This is a genomic window from Streptomyces sp. NPDC001606 (assembly GCF_053596835.1).
The window spans coordinates 14,978-40,940 of record NZ_JBSFHC010000032.1 but is presented as its reverse complement, the minus strand read 5'-3'; the positions used below and the strand labels follow the sequence as shown (position 1 = coordinate 40,940).

Here is a 25,963-nt window from a genome sequence, read left to right as displayed (position 1 = left end):
GCCGGCGTCAGGGTGTCCGCCGTACCGAATCCCGCGCCAGGCGTCCACCCCAGGAGCGTTGCCTGACCGCATGTCGTCTCGGTGCCGCAACCATGGAGCCCGCACCGGAAGCTGTGACCACCGCCCTGCTGGACGCCCACTGGCTCGCACCCGGTTCACCCGCCCGTTGTCCGGTGCCCTGCCCGGCCGGTGCTCCGCGGACAGATCGCGGGCTCGGGGCCGGTGCGATGCGCAGGAAGACGCAGCGCTTGGACAGCGGGTTGAGGACCGCTGCTTTCAGCGGGGTACGGGTGGCGGCCTGGATGCGGGCGAGCCAGGAGTGTCCGGGCACCAGGATCGTCGGCTCTGCCGGCCACTGGGCGACTGCTTGGGGATCGGGGCACACCACACCGGCGACCCGGAACTCGCGGCCCGGGTGGGGCCTGCTGTAGACGAGCAGCCCGTTGCCATGGCTCTGGCCGCCGTACTCGACCGTCTTGCCGGAGACGGTACGGACCAGCTGCGTGAAGGCGGGCCACACCTGGGCGTCTATACCGGCGTGCCCGAGGAACGCGGCCTGACGTTCCTGCTCGGCCTGCCGTTCCTGTGCTTGCAGCAAAGCCTCCTGCAGCCGCTGTTCGGCGGCAGCAGCATGCGCGGCGGCACAACCGCGTGCCTGCTCGGCGGCCCTGGCACGCGCGGCGGCCTCGGTGTCCGCCTCCAGCCCTGAACCGGCGGCCGCCAGTTCCACGTACGCGGGGGGTTGTCCACCACACCGTGCCGCCCGGCCCGGTGCGGGGGTGCACACGCCTCTGGAGGATCCACCGGATCGCCTCGCCGAGCGCGCAGGTGATGTGGTTCCAGCCCGGCTTCGCCGCCAGCGTGCGCGGGGCCCATGTGTAGCGCGCCAGGCCATGCCGCACCGTCCAGCCGGCCCCGCGCGGCTTTTCGGGCCTTTGGCTGAGCCGGAGCGCCGGCGGGCCGGGGGCCGCCGTCCACCGTTTTGGCTGTCAGAAACCCTCCGAGGGGCCGGGCAGCCTGGGTGACGTCACGCGTGGCGCAAGCCGCGATCGGGGTCGCGTACCTGGTCGGGACGGAAGGGCTCGAACCAGTCCGCAGCGGCCAGGTTGGCTGGTGTTGGGGGACATGACGTTGGTGACACAGGCCAATGCCGGTGAAACCGAAGTGCCTCGACGGGCATCGGTCGGGTAGCGTGCGGGCCATGTCGAGTCCTGAGTCAGACAAGGTGGGGGCTTTCGGTCACACCGTCAGCCCCCTGAACCCCTGAGCTCGTAGCCCTGTCGTCGTGCCGCATCTGCGGTGGGACGCGTGTGCCCCTGGGGCTGGCCGCGGTGACGAGATGACCTTCTCGTGCCTCTCCTCACCCCGGAGCCACTCGATGCCTCTCCCGCTGTACCTGCTTGCCCTGGCGGTCTTCGCCATGGGCACCTCGGAGTTCATGCTCGCCGGCCTGTTGCCGGACGTCGCCTCAGATCTCGACGTCACCGTCGGGACAGCAGGCGCGCTCACCTCGGCCTTCGCCATCGGCATGATCGTCGGCGCCCCCCTGGTGGCCGCGCTTGCCCGCAACTGGCCCAGGCGCTCCAGCCTTCTCGGATTCATCCTCGCTTTCGCGGCAGCCCACGCCGTGAGCGCCCTCACCACCAGCTTCCCGGTCCTGTTCGCCACCCGGGTCGTCGCCGCGCTCGCGAACGCAGGGTTCCTTGCCGTCGCTCTGACGGCGGCCGCCACGCTGGTCTCGCCCCATGAGAAGGGACGTGCGCTGGGTGTGCTGCTGTCAGGCACGACGGTGGCCACGATCGCCGGTGTCCCTGGTGGGTCGGTACTCGGCACGCTGCTCGGCTGGCGGGCCACCTTCTGGGCCGTCGCCGCTCTCTGCCTGCCCGCAGCTCTCGGCATCCTGAAGGGGATCCCCCCGGGACGTGTGAAGGCAGAGGCGACCGGCGGGCCGGTCCTGCGAGCAGAGCTCGCCCAGCTCACCCGGCCGCGGTTGATCCTGGTGATGCTGCTCGGCGCGCTGGTGAACGCGGCGACGTTCGCGAGCTTCACCTTCCTCGCCCCCGTGGTGACCGGCGCCGCCGGGCTGGACGAGCTGTGGATCTCTGTCGCGCTGGTGCTCTTCGGCGCCGGTTCCTTCGTCGGCGTCACCGTCGCCGGCCGGCTGTCCGACCAGCGTCCCGGTCTGGTCATCGCAGTCGGTGGTCCGTTGCTGCTCCTCGGCTGGCTGGCCCTGGCCATGCTGGCCCACCAGCCGGTCGCCCTGTTCGCCCTCGTGTTCGTGCAGGGCGCGCTGTCGTTCGCGCTGGGCAGCACACTGATCACCCGGGTCCTCTACGAGGCCGCCGCAGCCCCCACCATGGCCGGCTCGTATGCGACCGCGGCCCTCAACATCGGCGCCGCCGCCGGTCCCCTCCTTGCCGCGGCCACTCTCAGTACCGCGGTCGGGGCTCTGGGGCCGCTGTGGGCAAGCGGACTGCTCGTCGCTGCCGCGCTGCTCATCGCGTTCCCCCTCCGCACGGTGGTCGCGGCGGGCCGAAGCGCCGAGGTGCTCCAGTGACACACGCGAACGCCCCTTTGAACATCGAGGGACGCCGAAGGCTCGTGGAGCGCTGCCGCAGTCGTCCGACCGCCCATGTGGCCGTCGAGGCCGGCGTCTCCCGCGCCTGCCTGTCCAAGTGGTAGAACCGGTACGACACGCACGGCGAGGCCGGGCTGCGGGACCGCTCCAGCGTCCCGCGCTGCTCACCAGACCGCACCCGACGTCATCGAACGGATCGAGCGGCTGCGGCGGGACAACTGGCGGCGGCCTGATGGTCGGAGAACTGCGGCCCGCTCGTGATGGTGCCCGTGGCTGTGAGGGCCGGGCGGCCGGTGGTCTGCGGGCTGGACGGCATGGAAGTGGCTGCAGTCTTGGCACCAGGCGGGATTACGGTGAGGGCGGTACTCATGGCTGGTGGCTGCTCCGTCGGACGGTCGGACGGCGGCCCTGACAGGCGCATGGCTATCGGTGCCCGACCGGTGACACAAGATCTGTTACTCCTGACGGCCAACCACCCTCACTCGTAAGGGTGGCCAGGCACGGGGAGCCGGTTTACTGCCGGAGAAGCCCTGCCGTGCTCTGGCCAGCCGGTTCCCCCGGCCGCGAGAGGTGACCGATCCGCGGCTGCTTCGTCGACCCGGCCATGAAGAAGATCATCACTCTCTCGCTCACGACCACGGCCGCCCTCGCCCTGGCTGCTCCCGCTCACGCCGATGGCAGCGGCGGCGTGAACCCGCCACCAACTGGAACTTCAGCGCCGCCGCTGTCTGCCGGCAGGAGTCGGCCGTGGTGCCGGTGGCCGGGCCCCTCGTGGGCCCGGGCGCACGGCACCCTGGTGGTGGCCGACGAGATCCAGATGGGCTGCGGGCGCACCGGCCCGTTCTTCTCCTTCGAGACGTCGGGAGTCGTCCCCGACATCATCTGCCTTTCCCAGTCGGTCAGCGGTTACGGGACGCCCATGGCCCTCACTCGCATGCGCTCCGACCACGGCGTGTGGCGTTCCGGCGAGCACAACGGCACCTTCCGGGGCTACAACCCGGCGTTCGTCACCGCCACCCGGGCACTGGAAGTCTTCTGGGCCGACGGCGCGCTCCAGGCCCGGACCGCTGAGCTGGGCGAACAGGTGCGCCGCTTTCTCACTGAGACGGCTCGCCATCATGGGCTCGCCGCCCCACGCGGACGGGGCCTGGCCTGGGGGCTCCCCCTCGACCGCCCGGGGGCGGCCCGAGAGGTCTGCGACGCGGCGTACCGGGGGGGGGGCTCCTCCTGGAGACCGCGGGCCTCCAGGAGGAGGTGGTCAAACTGCTGCCACCGCTCACCCGTACGGAGCGGCAGTCGGAGCGGGGGCTCGCGGTACTCGACGAGGCCGTCGCGGCGGTGGCAGGCGTCCGGCACCCGACGGCCTGACCCGGGCTCCGCCACGGTAGTCCAGTACGGCTGTCTGACGGCACCCTCACGTGTGTCCGCCGGGCCCGGTAACAGGGCGACCGCCCCGGCTGCCACGACCTCCTGGAGTGCGCCAGGCCGCGACACGCGCCCGGCGCCTCCCCCTGGGAACACGAAAATCCCAGGTGGGGAGGGGTCGGCTGGGATCGAGCGCCGTGCCGGTTCGTGCTCTCGCCACCCTCCTCGCGGCAATCACCCCGAAGTGATCTTGCCGAGCCTCGCAACCCTGTGACTTGCTGGAGTCGAGTGGCAACCGCTGGTAATGAGCGGGCTGAGGTGAAGGGATGACGGATGAGTACTCCCCAGGGAGCGGACGCGGATCGTGATGGTTCACCCCCTCCGATCAAGTTGGTTGCGGGAACGGGGGCGGCGGGGTCCGCGGGGGACAACGAGAGCGCCGTATCGGCTCAGTTGAACCGCCCGTACGGGATCGCGGTGGACAGTACCGGCACCATCTACGTTGCCGACCACGGCAATCACCGGGTCCGGAAGATCACGACGGATGGGAAGATCAGCACGGTCGCGGGGACCGGCGCCGCGGGGTTCAAGGGAGACGGAGGCCCTGCCGCAGCGGCCCAGTTGAACTACCCGCGTGAGGTGGCCGTGGACAAGGCCGGCGCCGTCTACATCGCTGACACCAACAACCACCGGATCCGCAAGGTCACGGCTGACGGGAAGATCAGTACGGTCGCCGGCACCGGTGCCGCGGGATTCCGGGGGGACGGCGGTCCCGCCACCGCCGCCCAGCTGAACCTCCCCTTGGGGGTCGCGGTGGACAGCACCGGTGCCCTCTACATCGCCGAGTACTACAACCACCGGGTCCGGAAGGTCACGGCTGACGGGGTGATCAGTACGGTCGCGGGGACCGGTGCCGCGGGCTTCCGGGGTGACGGCGGTCCGGCGGTCTCGGCCCAGCTGAACGGCCCGCACGGAGTGGTGGTCGACGGTGCGGGCGATCTCTACATCGCCGACCAGGCCAACCACCGGATCCGGAAGGTCACGGCTGACGGGAAGATCGGCACCGTCGCCGGCACGGGCATCGCGGGCTTCAGCGGCGATGACGGCCCTGCCGTCTCCACCAAGTTGAACTCCCCGGTAGGGGTGGCGGTGGACAGCGCCGGCACCCTCTACATCTGCGACTACGGCAACCATCGGGTCCGGAAGGTCACGGCTGACGGGAAGATCGGCACGGTCGCTGGCACAGGCACCCCCGGCTACGGGGGTGAGGGCGGCCCTGCCGCATCGGCCCAGATGAACGGCCCGCGCAAGGTGGCGGTGGACTGCGTCGACACCCTCTACATCACCGACCATCTCAACAACCGGATCCGGAAGGTCACGTCGGCGAAGATGGCCGGGCTGCCTGAGTCGGGCGCGGTGGTCTCCTGGGCCAACGTCCGCAGCAGGCTGCGGCTCGGAGTCCACCAGGAGTCGGCCAAGGACGGGGCCGAGATCCACCAACTGCTCGCCTCACCCAGGAACCACCAGCGTTGGCGGCTCATCGCCTCGGGCCAGGACGACGGTGAGATCCTGTACCGGATCGAGAACGTGCGCAGCGGCAAGGTCCTGGAGGTCGCCGACGCGCAGGAGAGGGCAGGGGCGGCGGTCGCGCAGCGGGTCTACGAGGGCGGCGACGCGCACCACCAGCACTGGAGGCTGATTCCGGTGGGCCCGGTGAACGGCTTGCCGCGGGTCTACGAGATCGCCAACCGGCACAGTGGTCTGCTGCTGCGGGTCGACACCAACGCCCGCACCGTCATCAGGCAGTACGGCTCGGACGGTGACCACCAGGGCCGTCAGTGGCAGCTGCTCCCCGTATAGCGCGCAAGAGGGGGGGAGGGACGGCCTCGTCCCTGCCCCCCCCGCAACTGCGGTCCTACTCGGAACGGGACGGCTTCTCCGCCGAAGCCTTGGGCGCCTTGGGGGCATCCGGGGCTTTGGGGGCGTCCGGGGTCTTGGGGGGCTTCGTGAAGTCGCTCTTCTTCGGCCTGCCCTCCAGGTCCTCGTCCTTCTGGAGGTCGCCGTACTCCTTCACCGTCGCACTCGCCTCCTGCATGCCGGCGGAGGCCGCCTTGGTGACCGAGCCGGGATCCTGGGCGTACTGGGACTGCGCGCCGGCGGACGCCTGGGTCGTATGGATGAGGGAGCCGAGGAAGCCCAGGACGGCCCGCGCTTCGGGCGACGTCTCCTGCACGACCTTCGAGCGCGAGGAGGCGCCGTGGATCGCGTTGTTGAACAGGCTCGTACTCGTGTCGTCATACGTGTTGTCGTCGGAGTCCTCGAAGTCGACACCTTCGCCCGGCTGGGGCTTCGTGCTGTCGGTGGTCACGGAGAAGAGTCTCGCGCCCTTGCCCGCGGAGTTGAAGATGTTGTCGAACACCATGATCGTCACCTCTGGTCGTCGTCGTGGCGGCGGTGCCGCGCGGTCAGGGCTGCTTGTAGAGCGACTGCTGGCTGACGGTCAGCCTCTCGACGTCGAGCATGGCGTGGTGGACGTCCAGGGCGGAGACGACCTCGGCCAGTCCCTTCATGCGGAAGCCACCGGGCGTCAGGTCGATGTCGTTGATGTCGCGGGCGACGACCCCGTTGAGGCCGGGATAGGTGCCAGGCTGCGGGGGAGACAGGACCGCCACCGGCACGGCGTACTGCACCGCGATCAGACCGGAGAAGGTCACCGGGATCTCGTAGGTGTACTGCTTGCGGGTACGCCGCTGCGTGACGATCGTCTGCACGCGGGAGTTCGCCGGCACCTTGCCGGAGATCTGCGACTTCGACGCCCAGCTGGTGTTGAGGGAACCCCCGACTGTGGCCGCGATGCCCAGGGCCAGCTGGGCGTTGAGCGACGCGTTGCCGGTGGCGCTGCCCGAGGTCGTGAATCCCACCGAGTTGGTCATCCCGTTCGACGAGGAGTTCGTCGCCGAGCTGCTCGCGGACGTCTCGCTCGTGTTGGCGTTGTCGACCCCGACACTGTCCTTGCTGTTCTTGTTGGTCACCGTGTTCGAGTTCCTGTTCGCCGTCCCGTTCTGGCACGACGCCTGGAGCTGAGACTGAAGATCCAGGCGCAGCTGGTTCTGCAACTGCAACTGGAGCGAGGCGCCGATACTGCCGCCGAAAGTGAGCTTGGCATCCCCGTGGAGCGACCACGTCACCCCGTTCGAAACGGTGAAGTCGACCGAGTCGGTAAACGTCATCTCGGACTGGCTGCGGTTGACGTAGGAGCGCGTGGAGAATGTGTCGGGCGGCGGCTGACCGATGTCGCCCCGCACCTCGATCAGTGGCTCGCCGAGGTTCATATAGGCGAGCCAGCCGAGCTGGAACGCGGTCCCGGTGAAGCTGCCGAAACTCGACTTGTTCACGGAGAATCCGACCGGCTTGTGCTTCACGCCCGAGGGGTCGACGTAGACCAGGTTGGGGTGGTTCATGATCGACTGCCAGGACTGCTCGATGTTGAGTTCCCGCAGGTTCTTCTTCGTCAGCGGCTGACGCTTGGCGTCTACCAGACTGTATGCGGTGGAAGGCATCTACCCGTCCTCGACTAATTCCGGCCGAACCGCACCGGCTGAAAAGGTAGGTGAATAATGGACATAATTGTGTCCATGTCTTCGGCGGTCGAAATTAGCATGCCGCATAATGGGCCGGGAAGGTGTATCTGTATGTCACACTCATTCGAGTGATCAAGGTTCGCTGATTTCCCTCTGTTGTGGGGAAATCGATCTCGGATTCGCCTTCCGTCACCCGATCGATGACTTTTCAGCGGCCCCTTCGCGCCCGTAGCGTGAACTCGACCGTTGTCGCATTCGAGATTGCCGTCGCGGTCGTCCGTTTGTTACCCCATGCGCATTCAGGTCATGGAACAGAGGAGGTTTCCGCGATGTACACCCAAGAACGTGCGACGATGTCCAATCTGGTGGTCGGCGGCCCGGTGGCGGTGAACAGCTACGACAACGCGATCGTGGCGGCACTGGTCGAGAACCGGCCGGTCATGCTCGTCCACGCCTTCAACGGCGGCTACCTGCGGCCCGTCGAGCTGAAGGAGGAGAGCCACGACAAGGGGGTCAAGCTGGCCACCGCGCTCGACTCGCCCACCAAGGAGGCCAAGGGCCACCTCTGGTACATCACCCCGGCCGGCTTCTTCGGACAGCGACCGCTCTACGTCATCGAGAGCGCCGCGGGACAGGTGTCACCGAAACCCGCAGCCGCCGGAGCGGTCGACGCTGGCCGTGGCGACGACGGTGTGCCCAAGCCGCAGCGCAGGCGCATCACCGTCCACCAGGACGCACCCAAGAGCACGGCCGACGGCGTCCAGGTCGGCCTGCCCGACAAGGTCGGCGACAAGTGGCGCGGGAAGAACGGCGCCCCCGAGGACACGCAGCTCTGGATCGTCACGGTGACGCCCTGGGGCGGGATCACCTTCGTGCCGATCACCCACCCTGACTCCATCCTGGGGTTCAAGGACCACGCGGTGGCGGCCGACAGCGAGGTACGCGTCACCTACAACTGGGGTGGGGACTTCACCGGGACGGTGATCAACACCTTCTATCCGCGGCTGCCCAGCGAGTGGGACGTCCCTTACCACCACGTCTTCACGTGACCGTCTGCCGCCGCACCCCACCGTTCCGAATCGAAGCCCGTACCGCCTGGAAGAGGCACCAGCATGCCCCTGCCCATGGAAGAACTGAAGTTTCAGATCGTCAACGCCGCTACCGGGAAGCCCCTTGGCGCCGAGGCCGGCTCGGGCGCGGGCGGAGCCCTCGTCGTCCGTGAGGTCTCCGACGGAGGCCCGCTCCCCGAACAGTGGCAACTCAAGCCTGTGCCGACCGGACCGGGCGGGCAACCCGAAGACGACCCCGTGTATGTCATCCGCAACGTTGCCGGCAGCAAGGTGCTCGACAACCCCGCCGCCGCAGACCGCGGTGTGCGCCAGGCGAACGCCGCCGGGGGCAAGAAGGGGCAGCAGTGGCGTGTCGTCCCCGTCGACGGCGAAGCGGGCCTCTACTTCATCGAGACCGCGACCGACGACACCGTGCTCGACCTTGCCGACTCCGGCGAGGACGGCACACGGGTCATCCTGCGCGAGTACGACGAGAACGCGGCGAGCCAGCGCTGGCGGTTCGTGACCACCGAACCCGAGCGCACCAGCGACCCCGTGCTGCGCTGGGCACACCTGAGTCACTGGAACGGCCGTCGGTCCTGGCGCCTGGACCGCTCCACCGCGATGCGCCCGGTACCCGGCGCGGCGCCCTCCTTCAGCGACCTGCTGCTGGTCCTCGAACGCTTCGGCAGCGACCAGAACGCCGGCGGCTGGGGGAGCGCCGGGGCCGGCCGTGCGCCCAACGGGCAACCGGGCGGATGGGCCGGGCTCGGCGCGCGCTTCCTCGCCGACACCACGGGCGCGGGCCGGGCGGACATCGTGGGGATCAAACCCGCGAAGGGCGCTGTAACGGCGTCCAGCAGAGGCGACGGTACGTTCGACGACGACGAACGCGTCCTGCACCAGCCCGCGCCCTCCCCGAACCCGGCCGACCTGTGGACGCTCGCGGACATGACGGGTGACGGCACCCCTGATGCCGTCACGCTGTGCGCCGACGGCGTCCGTGTGTCCCCTCGGGACAGCGGCGGGACGTTCGTGCCGGCGGGCGGCACTCCGGCCGTCAAGGGGTTCGGCCACGACCAGCAGGCCGGCGGATGGCTCGCCGACAAGCACCCCCGCTTCCTCGTCGACACCACCGGCGACGGACGCACCGACATGGTCGGCTGCCACGACGACGGCGTGTGGATCTCCCTCCAGGACGAGGACGGGAAGTTCGCGCCCCTCCCCGACGAACCGGTCCTCCGCGCGTTCGGCCACGGCGAGAAGGCCGGCGGGTGGCTCGTCGACAAGCATCCCCGCTTCCTCGTCGACACCACCGGCGACGGACGCACCGACATGGTCGGCTGCCACGACGACGGCGTCTGGATCTCCCTCCAGGACGAGGACGGCACCTTCGCCGAACCGCTCTACGTCCTCGACGACTTCGGAACCGACCAGGGGTGGACCTCGGTCGAGGAACACCCCCGATTCCTCATCCGCACCATCGGTGACGGGAAGACGGACATCGCCGGATTCGGCCCCCAAGGCGTCGTCGTCGCACGGGGACGTGGCGACGGCACGTTCGAACCCTCGCAACTCGTCCTGAACGACTTCGGGCAAGCGCAGGGATGGACGGGCCGTAAGCACCTCCGCTTCCTCGCCGACGTCACCGGCGACGGCAACCCGGACATCGTCGGCTTCGGCGACGAAGGAGTGTGGGTGTCGCACAACCGCGGTGACGGCCGGTTCGATCAGGCCCAACTCGTCTGCCGCGGCTTCGGATACAACGACGACGCAGGCGCCTGGCGAGTCGACCGCCACCCCCGCTTCCTCGCCGACATCACCGGCGACGGACGCGTCGACATCGTCGGCTTCGGCGGCCCGGGCGTGTACGTGGCCCGCAACCTCTTCCGCCGATTCAGGACCCGGTAACCATGCCAGTGCCTGGCGGTGTCCTACCCCCCCTGTTGAAGGGCGGCGCCCGGAGTGGGAACGTCGGGCAGCCGGCGCGGTGTGTGCAAGGGGTCGAGGCGCTCCACGCCGGCTGCTGCCCAACTGATGCACGCTTCGGCCTCGTCCTGGCGTCTGTGTTCGGCGGCTCGGCCGCGCAGCGCGACCTCGGCGAGTTGCTCTCACACCGTGCGACGGATCCGGCGGCGGTCGCGGGACTGGGCCCTCTTCTCTGTCCCGGCCCCCCGCCAGCGCAGAGCCGCAGATCCGTCACACGCCCCGATCTCCAGCGATCACGAGCTTGTACAGAGCGGTCGCCTCCGCATCGGCCAGCTTCTGAGAGTAGGTGTCACCGCGCTTTCGCTGCGTTCCCGTAGCACTGCGCACTCTCGGGCGGCTCGTCGGTACTGGCCAAGTTCCCGTAATGCGCGGGTCAGACCCAGCCGGATCTCGCGCTCTGTGGTCCAGTGGCAGTCCGCTGCCAGCAATTGCAGGGCGGCTTCGAAGCTGTTCAGCGCCTCTTGGGGCTGGTTCAGTGCAAGGTAGGCGTTGTCGATGTTGCACCGCCCCGTATCGGCGTACATCGTTTCCCCCAGTGCCTCACCGAGTCTCACGCTGCGCTCGTGGTATTTGATGGACAGGTGGGGATCGGTGTGCTGGTAGAGATTGCCCAGGTTGCTTAGAACGGCTCACACAATGAGGTGCATCGGTCCTGGTGGCCGTGCCTGACGGGCGGGTTGGGCGGTGTCCGCTCCGTGGGGACTTCACCGTGGATCGTGCCTGACGACCTCTGGGCGCGGATCGAGCCGCTGCTGCCGAAGAAAGAACGTCGCTTCCGGTACCCCGGTCGCCTGCCGGTCCCCGACCAGCAGGTGCTGTGCGGGATCTTGTACGTGCTGCACACCGACATCCAGTGGGAACACCTCCCCAAGGAGCTCGGCTTCGGCTCAGGCATGACAGGCTGGCGCCGCCTGCGGGACTGGAACGAGGCCGGCGTCTGGCAGCGGCTACACGAGGCCCTGCTGGCCGAGCTGAATGCGGCCGCACGACTCGACTGGTCCCGCTGCGTGGTCGACTCCTCCCCACATCAGGGCCCTGAGGGGAATCCACACGGGCCCGTCGCCGGTCGACCCGGGCCGGGCAGGCTCCAAGCATCATCTGATCACCGACGGCCACGGCACCCCGCTCGCCGTCATCCTCACCGGCGGCAATCGAAACGACGTCACCCAGCTGATGCCACTGCTGGACGCCATCCCGCCCGTCCGCGAACGGTTCGCCCGTATACGGCACAGGCCGGACTCGCTGTTCGCCGACCGCGGCTACGACCACGCCATCTACCGCGCCCAGGTCCGTGCCCGCGGCATCGTCCCAGCCATCGCTCGCCGAAGCACCCGTCACGACACGGGACTGGCGTTCTACCGGTGCGTGGTCGAGCGGACCCTAGCCTGGCTGCACGGCTTCCGACGACTCCGCGTCCGCTGGGAACGCCGAGCAGACATCCACGAAGCCTTCCTCAAGCTGGCCTGTTGCCTCCTCACCCACCGGCAACTCAATTCATTGTGTTAGCCGTTCTCAGACGCCATTTCAGTTGGTGTGATCTTGCGGCAGTCTGGGGCGATGACTGCTGCGCTTGTCGAGCGGATGGCGCCGGAAGACCTGTGGACGTTGTTCCAGCGGGTGGTGCCGCCGGCGCCGGTCCGCCCTCAGGGTGGAGGGCACCGGCGGCGAGGGGACCGCGAGGTGCTGGCTGCCATCATCTTCGTGGCCACCTCAGGCTGCACCTGGAACCAACTGCCACCAGGCTTCGGGCTGTCGGGCGTGACGGCCTTCCGCCGGTTCACCGAGTGGACCGAGGCCAGGGTGTGGGCCAAGCTTCACCGCCTGGTCCTGGATGAACTCGGTGCCCGAGGTGAGCTGGACTGGTCGCGGTGCGCGATCGACTCGGTAAGCGTCCGGGCCCTCAAAAGGGGCAGCTGACGGGACCGAATCCGACCGGCCGTGGCAAGAAGGGGTCGAAAATCCACCTCATCGTGGACCGTCAGGGCCTGCCTCTGTCGGTCGGCATCTCCGCCGCCAACCTCCACGACAGTCAGGCACTCATCCCGCTGGTCCGCGGCATCCCACCCATCCGCTCAAGTCGCGGCCCGCGACGCCGGCGGCCCGCCAAGTTGTATGGTGACGAGGGATACGACTACCGCTACCTGCGGCGATGGCTCGCTTCCCGCGGCATCCGGCACCGCCTTGCCCGCAAGGGCATCGAGTCGTCCCGGCGGCTGGCCCGGCACCGCTGGGTGGTGGAGCGGACCGTGTCTTGGCTGTCCGGCTGCCGCCGCCTGGTCAAATGAAATGACGTCTAACAAGACGATCTCACCGCATTCGAGCTACACCCTTCGAGGTTGGTCCGTCGCGTGACACTGCGGGGTGCGCCGGGTTCCACAGCCCGGTGGCTTGCCCTCTCTCCCTGCTGGTCCTCGTCAGGGTGCTGTCGGTGACGAGCTGGACCAGGGGGCGCCGGTGGTGTCCTGGAGATCAAGGATCTGGGAGGCCCCGGTCGGGGGCCGTCCCAGACGGTTCCGACAGCTCCGGGAACGCGCCGGCCGTCCACGTCCTCCGCCACGTCCGAAAGGCACCGCCAAAGAGACTTCGTGTCATATAACCACCTAATTCGGAAATGAGAAGGCCGGGAGTGTCCTTGCTGCGGTCTTGTTGGCATGCACAGGGAGATGGTTGGCTCTTCGAGGTCTACCCGCTGGGGGCGGGTATCAGAGCTTGGGAGTGCATATGCAACTCGTCCGCAAGCTGGTAACAGGAGTGATGGCGGCTGGCCTCGCCACCACCGGCTTCATCGCCGCAACCCCGGCGAATGCCACGGTCGTGAACTCCACGTGCAACCTGTCGAGCGTCGTCAATATCAACGCCGGCCAGGACTGCTACGTCTGGGACGGCAACAAGGCCACCGGCTACGTGGGCGGGATGTACATCGTGGGTGTCTACCAGGTGTGCTCGGACAGCTACACGGGCTGGGTGACGGACGTCAACGGATTCACGTACAACTTCTATCGGAACAGGTGCAATAACCAGATTAACGGGGCGATTCTGACGTCGATCACCTTCACCGGCAACTGAGCCCGAATCCACCGAGTGATCTTTCGCGGGTCCGTTCACGTGCCCGGACGCTCCGGACGGCCAGGTGTTTGCCGTCAAGTGGCGCTGAGCGCGAGAGCGGACTGCGTCAGCGGCAGAGCTTGTCCAGGTCCTCCGAAAAGGACGGGAACTCGGCCTGTGCCTCGGTGATGATGTCCCGGGCGGGTCGGCGCGACGTGGTGGCGTGGTGCTCGGCGAGCTCGGTCAGTGCCGGGTTCGGTCGCGCTCCGCGCTGCTCGTACTCGACGACCTCCATTGGGCCGAGGCCGTCGGCCAGCAGCCACAGGAAGTCGGACAGGTTTCCGGCCACGACGCCACGCTCGCCCTCCGAGCCCAGGAACACCACGGGCTGTTCGGCGAGGGGCCGGCCCGGGCGCACACGCCACAGGGCGACGAGGCCGCCGGTGCCGTCCTGTCCGAAGACCCGGTAGGCGCCGCCGTCCAGTTCGTGGTTGCCGGTCCAGTTGCGGATCCAGTCGGTGGTCTCCTCGGCGGAGTCGAAGGCGTCGTAGGGCTTGAAGTCCACGCCCTCGCCGTCGTCGTAGTCAAACTCCACCTGGGCGACGGCGACCAGGGCGGGCGGGAAGCGGCGGTCGTCGCCGGTCGTCTCGATCATGCCCGCAGGCTAGCCGCCGCCAATGACAACGGCCCTGGCCGACGGAGATGCCCACAGAGGGGCACGGTTTCGCCGCCGCGGCCAGGGCGTCGTGCACGGGGCGGGTCCCTGTGAGTGCGGAAAAGCCTGTCCTGTGTGTTCTGCGTCCTCGCCTCCTTCGACGTCCTCGTGCGCGCCGCCCGCCTGTGTTGGGCCCTCGGCTTGCCGCTGCCCCTCCCGCTACCGCAACCTGGACGCGAAGATCAGCCACCGCTTCAAAGAGCCACAGCCTCGCGGAGGCGAACAAGGTGGGCATCGCCACCTTCGTGATGCGCAACAAGCAGTACCTGACCGCGCTGCGGGCGGAGGACGATTACGAGGCGTTCGCCGCCGGCGCCGCTGCCCTGACCCGCGCCGGCAGCGTGCTGATGGTCGTCGCCAGCAAAGTCATCGCCAGGAACGCCGCGCGCGCCATGACCAAGCGGTTGGGTGTCGGGCCCGAGGCGGCGGCCCTCACCGAGTTCCTGGCCGAGACACTCGGCGAGGAGCACCCTCTGGTCGGCTGCACCCGCCACGGCGTCGCCTTCCACCACGGTGACCTTCCCGACGACGTCCTTCACGCCGTTGAACAAGGGCTTCGCGACCGGGACCTGCTGGCCATCGCCAGCACCACCACCCTCACCGACGGCGTCAACCTTCCGGTACGCACTGTCATCATCAGTCGCACGGTGGTGAGGACGTGGCGTTCCCATTGGTCGTGCCATTCGGCGTGGGCGGGGGAGTCAGGCGAGGGGACAGTCCACAGGCGCGCGGGAAGTTCGGTCTCATGGGCGCCCCATGAGGCGTCGTCGCGTACCCCGCTCAAGGCGATCTGGCGGGAGGAGTCGACGATGAGGCCGGCGACGGGCTACTCACCTGCGGCGTCAGCCGCGCCCTTCACAGCGAGCATCTCCGAGACCGGGCAGCCCCATGCTGCGCCCGGTCCGGCGGGGCCGTAGAGCGTGAACCCGCACGCCTGGAAGAACGCGTGCCGGTCAGCCGCGTCGGCGCCGTCCTGCGGCACCAGGGCCAGGAACGTGTCGCCGGCTTTCTGGGCCCGGCGGGCGATCTCGGTGAGAAGTGCCCGGCCGACCCCGCCGCGACGACCGGTAAGGGCGACGGCTATCGTCGAGATGAACGTCTGCTCGCCGGGATGCGCCTCCCGGTCTTCGTCGTGCCCGAAGTCGCAGTGGAGCTGGAACTCGGCGACCCCGACGACAGACCCGTGGAGCTCGGCCACGACGACGTCCAGGCCCTCGGGGTCGTAGAACCTGCCGTCTCCCAGATGATTCGAGTACAGCAGCTCCTCCACCACCGAGTAATCGGCTTGGACGATGTCACGGATGAGCGGCATGACCCAAGTGTTCCAGGACCGCGGCGCGGAGGCACCGTCTACGGGCGCCGAGGTCTACGAGCGCTTTGCCTGCTGGCCCATGGTGTCGACTCTGGCAGAGGTGCAGAGCATTACGCTCCTTCCATGTGGAGTGAGTCGAACAACTATGGCTTCGAGAACGAGCTGGACTACCTGCGGTCGATCAAGAAGGACGACAGCTATACGTTCACGTACCCGTTCGAGTACATCGCCAAGAACTACGGGAACGACAATTACGACATCGGCACAGCGGACATGGTGGTCCGGGTCCAGTGAAACGACGCGGAGGCCGGTTACACGGTGGCCTACGACGTCCCCGAGATGGACAAGATCGACCCCGCTGAGGGGAACGGCGATGCAGCGAGCTTCTACGAGAGCGACGTTTACTGGAGGCTCGTGAGCGACCTCGACGGCATGGGGATCAGCTCCGAGCTTCGTGCAATCTAGGCACGGTTGGCTTGCCATCCCAGACGCCGTGCTGTGAGCGGGATACCGATCGGCTCCGTGGTGGTGTGCCCGGCCCCTCGTGAAGCCGGGCACCACCACGGGCCAACAACCAGAGCGCCAGGGCCCCTCGGGAGGGGGGAGAGGGGCCAGCGTCGACTAGCAAAAGGCGGTGGTCCTGTACGCCGTCCCACCGCCAAGGTAGAAGCCCCTCCCGCACAGCGCAGCTTCTGATGGGCTGCCGGGACGACGCCCCCCTTCCCCTGGGATCGCGGAGTGGAAGAGGCGTCGTCCATCAGGGTCCGACGGCGGAGCTCAGGCCGACTGTGTCTGGAGCGGGGCGAGGGGAGAGCGCCGGCCCTTGCCGACCGTACGCAGCTGCTCCCAGTCGACTTCGGGGTGGGCGGGGATGACCGCGTCGACGGACGCCGTGGTGTAGAGCGCGACGTCGACGGCTCCGGCCCGGCTGGTGCCGAAGCGGACCTCGATCGACTGCGGTGAGCGGACCCAGCCGAGCCGGACCATGTGGTCGAAGTCGGCACGGCGCACCCGGAGCCGGGTGGAGGCTTGCTCGGGTCCGAGCGGGGTGTCGGCGGCGACCAGGTCCGCCAGGTCCTCGCGGCGGCAGACCTCCGCGACCTGGCCGGGGTGGTGCAGTGTCCCGTCCGGGTTCGCGCTCAGGTCGACCAGCAGGCCGCGGTCGACGAGCCGCCGCACCACGAAGGCCGTGACGTTCGCCTTCTCGCCGATCACGTTCGGGGTGCCGAGCGCGTCGGCGATCCGGTCCGCCGCCGCGCCGCCGCCGATCGGCGGGGACAGCATCGCGGCCCGGATGGCGTCGGCGTCCAGCGCCTTGAGGGCCCGGCCGACTGGCCGGGCCCTTCGTCGATTAGACGGGGTCGGGGTGTGAGTAGGTGATGCCGACGTCTCCGGCGGAGGTCGCAGCGAGGGCCACGACCTTCCATATGGCGGCCGGAACGCCAGCCCTGGGACCGTCCCAGGTGTCGTTGAGGAGATCCACGGTCAATGCCACGGACTTGCCGTCCGGCCCCTTGGCCGAGAACTTGACCTTGTCCGCTGTCCACGGCTTCCCGTGGGCAGAGACGAACTCCACCAGGGCGTGGTACGCCGCGAAGTCCTTGCCCGAGCTGGTAAGGGTGAGAGTTCCCGGCCGCAGGTCGAGGCCGACATGGACTTGGGTGTCTTCCTGCATGACGACGGGTTCACCGGTGGCGCTCAGCTCCACGCTGCTCTCCAAGTGGGTGAGGTGGGTGTCCGACTGCAGCATGGCAGCTGACTGCCCGTCGAGAGGGGCGTTCAACAACCGGGAACTACGGGCGTTCAACAAGAGTTGCGGGGCTAACCCCCATGTGCTGCAAGGTGCGGCCTGCGACGCGGACGGACCGCGTCCCACCATCCGCACCTGGGAGTTCACCGTGAACGGTCTCGACATCCGCACCGCTGTACTGCTGCTGGCAGGCGCCGGCGCAACGTACGTCGCCTTCCTGCATCCCGCGGTCGGAGTCGCGCTCCTCGTAGGACTGGCCGTGGTCGGCCTCCTCCACACCCTGATGCGGTGACCCTGGTATCCGAGCTTGCCGCGCTCGCCGACCCAGGTGGAGAACTGGTGGCGCGCCGTCTGCTTGCTCTCCCACCAGCCGCGCATCATCGTCGTGCCGACGGCGGTCAGGTTGAGGTGGTAGCGGACAGGGTTCACAGCGTCCACCCGGCGATCATGCAGTCACGACAGGAGGCCTGCCAGCGTGCCGGGCCCGGTCGACCATCCACGACACCAGCCGACGCCGCCAGTCGGGGCGGTGGCACTCCTCCGGATCGCGTTCCGGGATGTCGCGGTACGGGGGCAGCTGCACGTCGACGACGTCGTCCAGGTCCAGCTCCAGCTCTGCGAAGGCCCGGCCGGCGGCGAGGATGTCCGGCTCGTCGTACATCCAGCGGACCTTGTGCCTGTAGCAGCGCACCGCGATGTCGCCGAAGAGGACGTGACCGTGCTGCCGCAGGCCAGGCATGTGGAGGAGTTCGTCGGGGTCCAGCGGGACCGTGGCGCTGTGCGTCAGGTCCGCGAAGAGGGAGCGGGCCCGCTCTCGGGTGACGAGAGGCATGACCGGATGGTGGCAGCAGGCACTGACAGCCCCCGGTGAGCTGGGCGCCCTTGCAGGGTGTCAATGCAGGCGAAGTCGTCCGGCGGGTGCTCCGGCGCGCCTACGATGCCGTGGTGCGGAACACGAAGGCGTTCAAGGAAGCCGTTGCCCAGACGCTCGTGGAGCTGGCCCGTCGGGGGGTGACGCTCGCGCCGTCGACCGTTGAGGACACTATCGAGAAGAACATCAACGCGGTGGCTGAGCAGTTGCGGATCCAAGTGCGCTCCGCTTGGCGGTACTTCGACGCTTCCGCGCTCGCCGACCGTCTCGCCGGCAGCGCGCACGCCTTCGAAGAGAGCAGCGCCGCGGAAGGGGCCGGGCATGCGCCGATGCCGCCGGTCGGCAACCCCGAGCTGGCGCTGATCCTCGCCGGCGTCCCGGACGCGCTGGCCCAGACCGGCGGCGACCTGTTCGGCGTCATCGTCAACGTGGCCGTCAACGCCTGGATGGCCGGCCACATGCACGGCGAGGACGGCTGCACTGGCTGCGACGGCAGCCGCGGGCCGGCCGGACACGACTGGGGAGCCCGGATGCGCACGATCACCGAGATGCAGCCGGACATCGCCTCTGTTGAGTGCGACGCCGGCCTGTGGGGCATCGCGCGTATCACCAGCAGCGGGGTCGGATCCCCGTGGGCTTGGTCGACCCCGTTCTGACGGCACGCCCGGGCGCCGAATCGGCGTTCTGATTCGGTGGCGCCTGCGGCGTTCGTCCATGTGGTGACTCGGGGCTAGCGCGTGTCTCTTTGATGGGTTGGTCAGTTGATCGGACGTGTCTGTCCGATTAGTGATCACCGATGCGAGGTGGGACCGGATCGAGCCGTTGATGCCCGCGGATCCGGTCCGCGGGCGGCGATGGGCCGACCACCGCCGCACCCTTGAGGCCATCGCGTGGAAGTACCGCACCAACTCGCCCTGGCGGGACCTTCCCGACGAGCTCGGCTCGTTCCAGACCGCTCACAAGCGGCTGATCAGATGGGCCGTCGACGGCACCTGGGAGACGATCCTCACCGCCGTCCTGGCGGCGGCGGACGCCGACGACGACATCAACTGGACCGTGTCAGTGGACTCCATGGTTGTCCGGGCTCACCAGCACGCCGCCGGAGCACTCAAAAGGGGGCGGCCCGCACCGGCGAGCCCGCCGATCACGCGCTCGGACGCTCCCGCGGCGGGCTGAGCACCAAGATCCACCTGGCCGCAGACGGCCGCGCACGACCCCTCGCCTTCACCGTCACCGCAGGCCAGGCAGGTGATGCACCCGCCTTCGAGACGGTTATGGCCCGCATCCGCGTGCCCCGCACCGGCTGTGGCAGACCCAGGACCCGCCCCGAGGCCGTTCTGGCCGACCGTGCGTATTCCTCCCGCGCCATCCGCAGCCATCTGCGACGCCGGGGCATTCGTGCGGTCATCCCGCAGCCGTCCGACCAAGTCGGTCACCGCCTGCGGCGAGGCCGGCTCGGTGGCCGTCCGCCCGGCTTCGACGCGGAGACCTACAAGCAGCGCAACACCGTGGAGCGGAGTGGGAGAAGGCTGGTGTGGGCGCATCGCCGGTCAGAGTTCCTCATCATCGATGGGTTCCGGTTCGCGGACGTATGCGAGGTCGAGGACGTAGCGTTCAATGACCGGGTTGTTGTTCCAGGCTTCGAGGAGTACGTCCTCGGGTGAGTCGTCGCTGAGCTGGTCAAGGGTGGTGCCGTAGTAGTCGGCGGCTGCGGTGCGTCCCTCCCACCATGCGTGGCCTTCGTAGACGCCGGGTCGGGGCAGCGTGATCTCGCCGGCGGGTCCACGGTCGAGCTGCCCGATTACGAGTGTGCCGGTCTCGGATTCCAGAGTGACCGCGGTGTGGCCCTCGGCGTTCGCGGGCGGGTCCGGTGGGGCATCCCAGATGCGAATGGTCACCTGGACGTTCATGTCGGGTTGCAGGCTGAGCATGTACAGGTGGTAGCCGTTGCCGGCGACCACCTGTGTCTCTGCTGCGTCCAGGGCTGCTTCGTCGCCAAGGTAGGCGTCCGCGTCGTACACCTCCACAACACAGCGGCCGGGGGTGGCGGTGATGTTGTGTTCGGCAAGAAGCGCCATGGCCTGCCGAGCCCTCCTGCTAGTCCGTGATCCTCATGTAGAACGCGTCGCCGTCCAGGACACGGTTGAGGGTATACATCTGATCGAGGCGTTCGCCGCCCTTACGGTTGTCGGTCCCGTCGATCAGTCGGACGGAGAACCGGTTGTCGCCCTTCGTCGAGCCTTCACGGGTACTGGCGAAGGGGTACTCGTCGCACTGCAGGCCGCTGCCTGAGTAGTCGCCCCACACCTTCTTGCACTCGCTGATGGACTTTTCGATGCTGGCGATGTAGTCGACACGACGGCTGCCGTCTCCGAGCCTGACTACCAGGGCATCAAGAAGGAGGTCGTCCTCAGTCCACACCAGTGCTACAAGGCCAACGTCGGGTGACCGGACGGCACATCGTCCCGGCCAGCGGCCATCGTGAACAACCGAAGCGAAGTCAGCCAGCTCGAAGCCTTCGACAACGACTCCTGCCAGGGCCAGCCCTACGCCCTCATGCGCTATAAGAACAGCGCGCCCAAGATCAGCGACCGTGCCAAGTCCCTCCGCGTCGCGCCGGTCTGCGACATCGGCCACGTCTGCATCTACGAGAACAAGGACTTCACCGGCAAGCGCTGGCAGATCGCGCCCCCTTACACCAACCGGTGCTACTCCGCCGCTGATGACGCCTGGGGCTACGGCTTCTACAACGCCACCAACTACACGGCCACCTTCTATCGGTCCGTCCTGTGCACCATCCTCCCAACCGAGGGCATTACGGCGGGGCGGTATGGATCCTTCAACGACCAGGTCCACCTCGTGAAGATCGACTAAGAGTCAGCGGGTCCTGAGGCCGGGCGTCCCCGAGGCGCCCGGTCCCGCCCAGAAGCATTGCTGGGCCGTCATACACGAGTGGTCCGGCCCGCAACCGTGGATGGGGGCTCCGGGCCGAACCGCTGTCGACTGCATGGGCTTGCAGTTGCCCGTACGTGTGACTGAGCGCTTTCGTTGGCCAGTGAGCGCAACACCCGGCCGGTGGTGTTCGGCAGCCACGCGTCGCCGAGCACCACACACCCCGCGCCTCCGTGTCCGATCACGGGGCATACCATGGCGCCGCTGAGCCGCGAAAGGGGGGCCTGACCTGTGGCAGGTGGTGCAGTGATCATCCCGTTCCTGGCGTTCTTTCTGGCCATCCCGCTGGCGATGCTGTCCTATGCGGTCGGCAAGAAGACGTCCCAGAAGATGGGCTGGCTGTTCGCCTCGGTCTTGGTTGGCCTGCCCGCTGTGCTGCTGATCGCCATATTCATGCCTCGAGGTGGCGCCTCCGACCCGTCGCGTCCCATCATCTACGGGAATCCATACGAGCCCGGCTCGATTGCGGACACCCAATACAAGCGCGGCTACGACTTCGCCGCCGCTCTCGCCAAGCAAGGGGAGAACCCGGGATCCGGCATGGCGGACGACGTCTATCTCTGGTGCCAGGACCGGCTGACGCTGGCAGCAGGCTTCAAGGGCAAGGTCACCACGGCGATGATGCAGGGCTGCATCTGGGGATCCCAGCAGCGCTCCGCACCTCCGTCGAATGCGCCGTAAGGCCAACTGCCCTCGCGCACGTGCACGACCCATACCCTGGGCCCATCAGAGCCTCGGTTAGCACTGGGATGGGGTCATGAACATCGAACACCCACCGACGGGCCCGGCAGGGTCGATGCCGCCCGGCGAGCGCGTCCGAAGAACGGGCCAGGCCCAGGGCATGTCGCTGGCCGAACTCGGCGCGCGTACTGGCTACTCCGCAGCCCAAGTGTCCCGCCTCGAACGGGGCAAGACGCCCATGATCGACGTCGATGTGCTCCACAGATTCGCCCGTGTCCTGGACATCCCGCCGCACGATCTCGGCCTCGCCCCGTCCCAGGCCGCGCCCGGCCCCGGCGCAGTGTCTCAAGCGGCCCGTACCCGCGGCTTCCCGCCCCTACTGTGGGAAGCCAGGGGCGTGAGGACGGTGAGGGCGCGGTGAATCGAAGGAAGCTGCTCGCGAATCTGGCGGTCACGGCCGCAGCTGCCGTCGGCGCACCCATCATCGGCAATGGCTCCGCCAGAGCCGATGACGCCCGGCTCGGAGGCGTCCTTGTCGCCGGCGTCCGGGACGCGATGCTCGGCCTCGGCGCCAGCTCCGCGGACCCGAACCCCGAGCAACTGGCCCCCGAACTCACTCGCGCGGCAGCCATGTCCAATGCCTCCCACTACGCTGGACTCGCCGTACGGCTGCCCCGTCCGATCCGCGCAGGACACCAGGCCATCGGTACCGAGCACTACGCCGTCCTCGCGCACAGCTACCTCCTGGCGACCCGTGTGCTCATCAAGCTCAACGCCTCCGACCTCGGGTGGCCCGGTGCTGTGCAGCGAGGGCTGCTCATCCAGTGCGCCGCCTACACCGTCGCCCACCAGGGCGACCAGAAGGGCATGCGGCAGCTCACCGCCGAAGCCGCCGCCATCGCCAAGACCCTCGGTGCCACACACCTGCGGGACACCGCGGGCGGTTTCAACCCCGCCACTGTTCAACTGCATCTCATCAGGGCCGAGTGCAAGGCAGGAGATCCGTCAGCCGCCATCGCCGCAGCTGATGCCCTCGACCCGAAGCTCCTGCCCACCGTCGAGCGCCAGGCCCTCTACTTCATGGACCGGGCGACCGCCTACGCACGGTGGGAACGCCGGGATGAGTGCATCGGCGCGCTTCTGGAAGCCGAACGCCTGGCTCCCGAAGAGACCCATGCGCGCCCCGCTGTGAAGGCCATGCTGAGCGGGCTCCTCGTCTCGGGCCGCACCATGCCGGAACGCCGGGGCCTCGCGGCCCGCTCCGGCGTGCCTGCCTGAGTGCTGTCCCGGCCCTGAGGACAGATGCTTTGGATTCGCGCTGTCGCCGTTCTCGCCGTAGACCGGACGTATGCTGCGAGCGCCGGTGGAACCGATGCTGGCGCAGGTCCGCGACACGGTGCCCGGGCCCGGGGCGCTGCCCGGTGAGCTGCGGTTTCAGTCGAAGTCCGACGGTTCTCCAGCCACTTAGATGTGTCTCACCGACGGCCAACACGGCGATCTGCCCGTGCCGTCAGTAGGAGCTGGCGAGGCTGTTCGATCCTGCGCAGCCGCGACGTCATGCCGGTCCTGCTGAGTCCACCCCTGCCACTTCAGGAGGACGAGGCATCCGCGCCGCGGAGGAGCCCGCGGTTGCGGCCTCCTACCATGTTCGGCCCCGGCAACTGTTCTCAGGACCGATGCTGCCACGGCACCACACGGACATGCTGATGCTCATGGTCACTCGGGACACTCCCCTCCGTTCGCCGGCGCCCCGCTGGGCGGTCCGGGCCGCTCACGTAATCACGCTGGCCACCCTGCCGACCGGCATCTGGCGCCTGTTGCTGGCAACCGGCCACCCGGCCGGATACACCGAGGCAGGCTACAAGGCCTTGGACGCCACCGGGTGGGGCGCGGCGTACTTGATCGGCCTGAGCCTGTCGAGCGAGGCGCTCGCACTGTTCACGCTCGGCCTGGTCCGGCCGTGGGGCGAGGTGATCCCCCACTTCGTCCCGCGGATCGGCGGCCGCAGAGTCCACCCGTGGGCTGCCACCCTGGTCGGTGGCATCTGCGCCGCCTTGCTGACCGCCCCTTCCTGCTCTGGTGGGCCGTACCGCATCCCGACCTGACCACGCTCGGCAACGCCGTCATCGGGTTCCTCTACCTGCCCCTGATCGCCTGGGGCCCCTTGCTCGGTGCCGTAACCATCTCCTACCACCGCCGACACCGCACAGGAGCCCCCAAGCACAAAGTAAGTGCTGAGACCTGACTTCGGCGTTGGACCGAGACGATCGGCCGCTGAGCCTGCCTGGTACGGCTGCGGTCGGCAGAAAACGTCTCATGAGACACCTCATAGTCTGGAGAAGGACGGCTACCGGGCGCTCGTCTTCACACCGTGGCCGGCGCCCGGCCCGTTGCTGGTGCAGTCCTGGCGCGGCAGTCTCATGCAGAGCCGCTTCCCTGATCTTGTGGGTGCGGCCGGCGATCTGCCCCTCGGCCTGGTCCTCGATGGCGAACTGGTCGTGGGCTGAGGGGTAGATGTCGTTCGAGGCGCTCCAGCGACGACTGGTCTCCGGCGGCCGGACCGCCGTGCGGCTCGCCCAGGAGATGCCGGAAGCGGTGAACGGCGCGGTCACTGGAACCGTGCGTCGGCCGCAGACGCTTGTGCTGGGGCGCCTCGAAGAGGCCGGGACACTGCGGCAGGTCGGTCGCAGTACGCCACTGCGGCCTGCCGCGGCGCGCGACCTGGCTGAGCGGCTGACGCCGGCAGGGCTCGGACATCCGTGGGAAGGCAGACGGTTCACGACCTCGTGTGGGTCCCGAACTCCGCTGGACGTCGCCCTCGTCGAGCCCCAGTGGGTGGCGGAGGTCGGCGTAGACACCGCTCAAGACCGTGGGGTCTGGAAGCATCCCGCCACCCCCGCGTCGGCGGGGAGGACCAAGGGCCCCGGCATCCCCTGGTCCGATGCGCCGGAACACCCCGCGTCGGCGGGGAGGACAGAGCCGACGTACGTCTTGTTCGGGCCGCGCTTGGAACACCCCCGCGTCGGCGGGGAGGACTTCACCACCTACACCCGCGACAACGTGCGCGACGGAACACCCCCGCGTCGGCGGGGAGGACCTGGTCGAGCAGGCCGACAAGCTCGGCGACTACGGAACACCCCCGCGTCGGCGGGGAGGACTTCTTCAGGCTCGTGCCCCAGCCGGGGATCGTCGGAACACCCCCGCGTCGGCAAGGAGGACCACTGTCCCCCTGTCGCCCTCCATGAGTCTGGAGGAATACCCCCGCGTCGGCGGGGAGGACGCGATCGGCTGGGTCGCCAAGCACACCGCGGACGGAACACCCCCCGCGTCGGCGGGGAGGACGACCGGGACGCAGGACCAGGGCGCGGCCGGAACGGAACACCCCCGCGTCGGCGGGGAGGACGGCGACCTGTTCGCGATGGCTGGCCGACGGCGGAACACCCCCGCGTCGGCGGGGAGGACGAGGAGTCCGGCATCGTGGAGTGCAGTGAGGGCGGAACACCCCCGCGTCGGCGGGGAGGACAGGACGGCCGGGGTCATGGTGCGCGGCGCGAACGGAACACCCCCGCGTCGGCGGGGAGGACTCGGCGGGCGCGTCGGCGGAGTCGACGGCGGCCGGAACACCCCCGCGTCGGCGGGGAGGACGGGTTCCGCGGCTCCTACGCCCTGGCCCTCGACGGAACACCCCCGCGTCGGCGGGGAGGACGAGTTCGAGCCGACGCCCCACGACTCCGAGGACGGAACACCCCCGCGTCGGCGGGGAGGACACGATATGAGCGTTCGCCTGATCCGTGGTCATCGGAACACCCCTGCGTCGGCGGGGAGGACGGGGGAACGGATGCGTCTCGGTCACCAGCCACCGGAACACCCCCGCGTCGGCGGGGAGGACGCCAGCGAGGCTCACCCCGTGCCGCACGTGTCCGGAACACCCCCGCGTCGGCGGGGAGGACGGGAAGCGGGCGGGCGGAGCGCTGCGGTACGACGGAACACCCCCGCGTCGGCGGGGAGGACTCCGCCACCTCGAAACTGCGCTCCAGCACGGCCGGAACACCCCCGCGTCGGCGGGGAGGACTGG

General features: G+C 68.7%; 26 protein-coding genes and 4 pseudogenes. 20 read left to right on the top strand and 10 right to left on the bottom strand.

The features are described 5' to 3' along the window. Positions 1–7: 7 nt before the first annotated feature. The gene (locus tag ACWCV9_RS36100) at positions 8–730 is read right to left on the bottom strand and encodes a hypothetical protein (RefSeq protein WP_450793072.1); all 723 of its coding nucleotides are present in this window, start codon (positions 728–730) and stop codon (positions 8–10) included. A gap of 648 nt (positions 731–1,378) precedes the next feature. Here ACWCV9_RS36100 and ACWCV9_RS36095 point away from each other — a divergent pair. From ACWCV9_RS36095 to ACWCV9_RS36080, 4 genes and pseudogenes are all read left to right on the top strand, one after another. Then, entirely contained in the window at positions 1,379–2,557 is a 1,179-nt protein-coding gene (locus ACWCV9_RS36095; protein WP_450793070.1) for a Cmx/CmrA family chloramphenicol efflux MFS transporter, read from the top strand. Then, a pseudogene (locus ACWCV9_RS36090) lies at positions 2,554–2,805 on the top strand (helix-turn-helix domain-containing protein); the annotation flags it as partial. The gene ACWCV9_RS36095 and the pseudogene ACWCV9_RS36090, both read left to right, overlap by 4 nt. A 377-nt stretch (positions 2,806–3,182) precedes the next feature. Continuing rightward, a pseudogene (locus tag ACWCV9_RS36085) lies at positions 3,183–3,728 on the top strand (aminotransferase class III-fold pyridoxal phosphate-dependent enzyme); the annotation flags it as partial. A 548-nt stretch (positions 3,729–4,276) separates the two neighbouring features. Then, positions 4,277–5,803, top strand: a complete 1,527-nt coding sequence (locus tag ACWCV9_RS36080) for an NHL domain-containing protein (protein WP_450793068.1) — start codon at positions 4,277–4,279, stop codon at positions 5,801–5,803. A gap of 55 nt (positions 5,804–5,858) precedes the next feature. On the opposite strand, the gene ACWCV9_RS36075 is transcribed toward ACWCV9_RS36080, so the two are convergent. Together ACWCV9_RS36075 and ACWCV9_RS36070 are read right to left on the bottom strand one after the other, a co-directional pair. Beyond that, positions 5,859–6,365, bottom strand: a complete 507-nt coding sequence (locus tag ACWCV9_RS36075) for a hypothetical protein (protein ID WP_450793066.1) — start codon at positions 6,363–6,365, stop codon at positions 5,859–5,861. Positions 6,366–6,408: 43 nt separating this feature from the next. After that, a complete protein-coding gene (locus ACWCV9_RS36070; RefSeq protein WP_450793064.1) occupies positions 6,409–7,503 on the bottom strand; it encodes a hypothetical protein in 1,095 nt (364 codons plus the stop codon). 350 nt (positions 7,504–7,853) lie between these two features. Here ACWCV9_RS36070 and ACWCV9_RS36065 point away from each other — a divergent pair, with 350 nt between their 5' ends. The 5 genes and pseudogenes from ACWCV9_RS36065 (at position 7,854) to ACWCV9_RS36045 (ending at position 13,628) form a co-directional block, all read left to right on the top strand. Then, entirely contained in the window at positions 7,854–8,573 is a 720-nt protein-coding gene (locus tag ACWCV9_RS36065) for a hypothetical protein (RefSeq protein WP_450793062.1), read from the top strand. A 63-nt stretch (positions 8,574–8,636) separates the two neighbouring features. Then, positions 8,637–10,484, top strand: a complete 1,848-nt coding sequence (locus tag ACWCV9_RS36060) for an FG-GAP-like repeat-containing protein (protein ID WP_450793060.1) — start codon at positions 8,637–8,639, stop codon at positions 10,482–10,484. A gap of 773 nt (positions 10,485–11,257) precedes the next feature. After that, positions 11,258–12,068, top strand: a protein-coding gene (locus ACWCV9_RS36055) for an IS5 family transposase (protein ID WP_450793058.1) whose coding sequence is annotated in 2 segments (ribosomal slippage) — positions 11,258–11,610 and positions 11,609–12,068 — 813 coding nt in all. Because the reading frame shifts where the segments join, the coding sequence is not laid out codon by codon here. 51 nt (positions 12,069–12,119) lie between these two features. Further along, positions 12,120–12,838: pseudogene (locus tag ACWCV9_RS36050) on the top strand (IS5 family transposase); the annotation flags it as partial. Between the two features lie 445 nt (positions 12,839–13,283). Continuing rightward, a complete protein-coding gene (locus tag ACWCV9_RS36045; protein WP_450793056.1) occupies positions 13,284–13,628 on the top strand; it encodes a hypothetical protein in 345 nt (114 codons plus the stop codon). 106 nt (positions 13,629–13,734) lie between these two features. Here the strand turns inward: ACWCV9_RS36045 and ACWCV9_RS36040 are convergent, their stop codons facing one another. Further along, positions 13,735–14,262 carry an SMI1/KNR4 family protein gene (locus ACWCV9_RS36040; RefSeq protein ID WP_450793054.1) on the bottom strand — a complete coding sequence of 176 codons (528 nt, stop codon included), beginning with the start codon at positions 14,260–14,262 and terminating at the stop codon, positions 13,735–13,737. A 287-nt stretch (positions 14,263–14,549) separates the two neighbouring features. Here ACWCV9_RS36040 and ACWCV9_RS36035 point away from each other — a divergent pair, with 287 nt between their 5' ends. Next, complete coding sequence (locus ACWCV9_RS36035; protein WP_450793052.1) at positions 14,550–15,239, top strand: hypothetical protein; 690 nt, start codon at positions 14,550–14,552, stop codon at positions 15,237–15,239. On the opposite strand, the gene ACWCV9_RS36030 is transcribed toward ACWCV9_RS36035, so the two are convergent. Next, positions 15,149–15,634, bottom strand: coding sequence for an N-acetyltransferase family protein (locus tag ACWCV9_RS36030; RefSeq protein ID WP_450793051.1), 486 nt, complete (start codon positions 15,632–15,634; stop codon positions 15,149–15,151). The two genes, ACWCV9_RS36035 and ACWCV9_RS36030, sit on opposite strands and share 91 nt — an antisense overlap. A gap of 123 nt (positions 15,635–15,757) precedes the next feature. Here ACWCV9_RS36030 and ACWCV9_RS36025 point away from each other — a divergent pair, with 123 nt between their 5' ends. Both ACWCV9_RS36025 and ACWCV9_RS36020 read left to right on the top strand, forming a co-directional pair. Continuing rightward, positions 15,758–15,928, top strand: coding sequence for a hypothetical protein (locus tag ACWCV9_RS36025; RefSeq protein WP_450793049.1), 171 nt, complete (start codon positions 15,758–15,760; stop codon positions 15,926–15,928). A gap of 24 nt (positions 15,929–15,952) precedes the next feature. Next, positions 15,953–16,099, top strand: coding sequence for a hypothetical protein (locus ACWCV9_RS36020; RefSeq protein WP_450793047.1), 147 nt, complete (start codon positions 15,953–15,955; stop codon positions 16,097–16,099). A gap of 312 nt (positions 16,100–16,411) precedes the next feature. Here the strand turns inward: ACWCV9_RS36020 and ACWCV9_RS36015 are convergent, their stop codons facing one another. Beyond that, positions 16,412–16,918 carry a hypothetical protein gene (locus ACWCV9_RS36015; protein ID WP_450793044.1) on the bottom strand — a complete coding sequence of 169 codons (507 nt, stop codon included), beginning with the start codon at positions 16,916–16,918 and terminating at the stop codon, positions 16,412–16,414. A 67-nt stretch (positions 16,919–16,985) separates the two neighbouring features. Further along, positions 16,986–17,384 (bottom strand): hypothetical protein, encoded by a 399-nt coding sequence (locus tag ACWCV9_RS36010; protein ID WP_450793041.1) that lies wholly within the window; start codon positions 17,382–17,384, stop codon positions 16,986–16,988. Between ACWCV9_RS36010 and ACWCV9_RS36005 the strand changes: the two genes are divergently transcribed. Then, the gene (locus ACWCV9_RS36005) at positions 17,383–17,676 is read left to right on the top strand and encodes a hypothetical protein (RefSeq protein WP_450793039.1); all 294 of its coding nucleotides are present in this window, start codon (positions 17,383–17,385) and stop codon (positions 17,674–17,676) included. The two genes, ACWCV9_RS36010 and ACWCV9_RS36005, sit on opposite strands and share 2 nt — an antisense overlap. Before the next feature lie 153 nt (positions 17,677–17,829). On the opposite strand, the gene ACWCV9_RS36000 is transcribed toward ACWCV9_RS36005, so the two are convergent. After that, positions 17,830–18,216, bottom strand: coding sequence for an endonuclease VII (locus ACWCV9_RS36000; RefSeq protein WP_450793037.1), 387 nt, complete (start codon positions 18,214–18,216; stop codon positions 17,830–17,832). A gap of 113 nt (positions 18,217–18,329) precedes the next feature. Here ACWCV9_RS36000 and ACWCV9_RS35995 point away from each other — a divergent pair, with 113 nt between their 5' ends. Next, entirely contained in the window at positions 18,330–18,911 is a 582-nt protein-coding gene (locus tag ACWCV9_RS35995) for a hypothetical protein (protein WP_450793031.1), read from the top strand. A 115-nt stretch (positions 18,912–19,026) separates the two neighbouring features. Beyond that, positions 19,027–19,787: pseudogene (locus ACWCV9_RS35990) on the top strand (IS5 family transposase); the annotation flags it as partial. 18 nt (positions 19,788–19,805) lie between these two features. On the opposite strand, the gene ACWCV9_RS35985 reads toward ACWCV9_RS35990, so the two are convergent. Beyond that, a complete protein-coding gene (locus tag ACWCV9_RS35985) occupies positions 19,806–20,333 on the bottom strand; it encodes a hypothetical protein (protein ID WP_450793029.1) in 528 nt (175 codons plus the stop codon). A gap of 19 nt (positions 20,334–20,352) precedes the next feature. Then, a complete protein-coding gene (locus tag ACWCV9_RS35980; RefSeq protein ID WP_450793027.1) occupies positions 20,353–20,676 on the bottom strand; it encodes a NucA/NucB deoxyribonuclease domain-containing protein in 324 nt (107 codons plus the stop codon). A 60-nt stretch (positions 20,677–20,736) separates the two neighbouring features. Between ACWCV9_RS35980 and ACWCV9_RS35975 the strand changes: the two genes are divergently transcribed. From ACWCV9_RS35975 to ACWCV9_RS35955, 5 genes are all read left to right on the top strand, one after another. Then, positions 20,737–21,129: a peptidase inhibitor family I36 protein gene (locus ACWCV9_RS35975; protein ID WP_450793025.1), complete on the top strand. Its 393-nt coding sequence runs from the start codon at positions 20,737–20,739 to the stop codon at positions 21,127–21,129. A gap of 324 nt (positions 21,130–21,453) precedes the next feature. Next, positions 21,454–21,888, top strand: coding sequence for a hypothetical protein (locus ACWCV9_RS35970; protein ID WP_450793024.1), 435 nt, complete (start codon positions 21,454–21,456; stop codon positions 21,886–21,888). A 76-nt stretch (positions 21,889–21,964) separates the two neighbouring features. After that, on the top strand, positions 21,965–22,309 hold the full coding sequence (locus ACWCV9_RS35965) for a helix-turn-helix domain-containing protein (protein WP_450793022.1): 345 nt from the start codon (positions 21,965–21,967) through the stop codon (positions 22,307–22,309). Further along, on the top strand, positions 22,306–23,166 hold the full coding sequence (locus ACWCV9_RS35960; protein WP_450793020.1) for an XRE family transcriptional regulator: 861 nt from the start codon (positions 22,306–22,308) through the stop codon (positions 23,164–23,166). The genes ACWCV9_RS35965 and ACWCV9_RS35960 overlap by 4 nt, the downstream gene beginning before the upstream one ends. 434 nt (positions 23,167–23,600) lie before the next feature. Then, on the top strand, positions 23,601–23,993 hold the full coding sequence (locus tag ACWCV9_RS35955) for a hypothetical protein (RefSeq protein WP_450793018.1): 393 nt from the start codon (positions 23,601–23,603) through the stop codon (positions 23,991–23,993). Positions 23,994–25,963: the final 1,970 nt, after the last annotated feature.

Coding starts and splice junctions, on each gene's coding strand:
- ACWCV9_RS36095 (WP_450793070.1), top strand. CDS start 1,379: ATGCCTCTCCCGCTGTACCTGCTTGCCCTGGCGGTCTTCGCCATGGGC.
- ACWCV9_RS36080 (WP_450793068.1), top strand. CDS start 4,277: ATGAGTACTCCCCAGGGAGCGGACGCGGATCGTGATGGTTCACCCCCT.
- ACWCV9_RS36075 (WP_450793066.1), bottom strand. CDS start 6,365: ATGGTGTTCGACAACATCTTCAACTCCGCGGGCAAGGGCGCGAGACTC.
- ACWCV9_RS36070 (WP_450793064.1), bottom strand. CDS start 7,503: ATGCCTTCCACCGCATACAGTCTGGTAGACGCCAAGCGTCAGCCGCTG.
- ACWCV9_RS36065 (WP_450793062.1), top strand. CDS start 7,854: ATGTACACCCAAGAACGTGCGACGATGTCCAATCTGGTGGTCGGCGGC.
- ACWCV9_RS36060 (WP_450793060.1), top strand. CDS start 8,637: ATGCCCCTGCCCATGGAAGAACTGAAGTTTCAGATCGTCAACGCCGCT.
- ACWCV9_RS36045 (WP_450793056.1), top strand. CDS start 13,284: ATGCAACTCGTCCGCAAGCTGGTAACAGGAGTGATGGCGGCTGGCCTC.
- ACWCV9_RS36040 (WP_450793054.1), bottom strand. CDS start 14,262: ATGATCGAGACGACCGGCGACGACCGCCGCTTCCCGCCCGCCCTGGTC.
- ACWCV9_RS36030 (WP_450793051.1), bottom strand. CDS start 15,634: ATGCCGCTCATCCGTGACATCGTCCAAGCCGATTACTCGGTGGTGGAG.
- ACWCV9_RS36025 (WP_450793049.1), top strand. CDS start 15,758: ATGTGGAGTGAGTCGAACAACTATGGCTTCGAGAACGAGCTGGACTAC.
- ACWCV9_RS36015 (WP_450793044.1), bottom strand. CDS start 16,918: ATGCTGTCCCCGCCGATCGGCGGCGGCGCGGCGGCGGACCGGATCGCC.
- ACWCV9_RS36005 (WP_450793039.1), top strand. CDS start 17,383: ATGGCAGCTGACTGCCCGTCGAGAGGGGCGTTCAACAACCGGGAACTA.
- ACWCV9_RS36010 (WP_450793041.1), bottom strand. CDS start 17,384: ATGCTGCAGTCGGACACCCACCTCACCCACTTGGAGAGCAGCGTGGAG.
- ACWCV9_RS36000 (WP_450793037.1), bottom strand. CDS start 18,216: ATGCCTCTCGTCACCCGAGAGCGGGCCCGCTCCCTCTTCGCGGACCTG.
- ACWCV9_RS35985 (WP_450793029.1), bottom strand. CDS start 20,333: ATGGCGCTTCTTGCCGAACACAACATCACCGCCACCCCCGGCCGCTGT.
- ACWCV9_RS35965 (WP_450793022.1), top strand. CDS start 21,965: ATGAACATCGAACACCCACCGACGGGCCCGGCAGGGTCGATGCCGCCC.
- ACWCV9_RS35955 (WP_450793018.1), top strand. CDS start 23,601: ATGGTCACTCGGGACACTCCCCTCCGTTCGCCGGCGCCCCGCTGGGCG.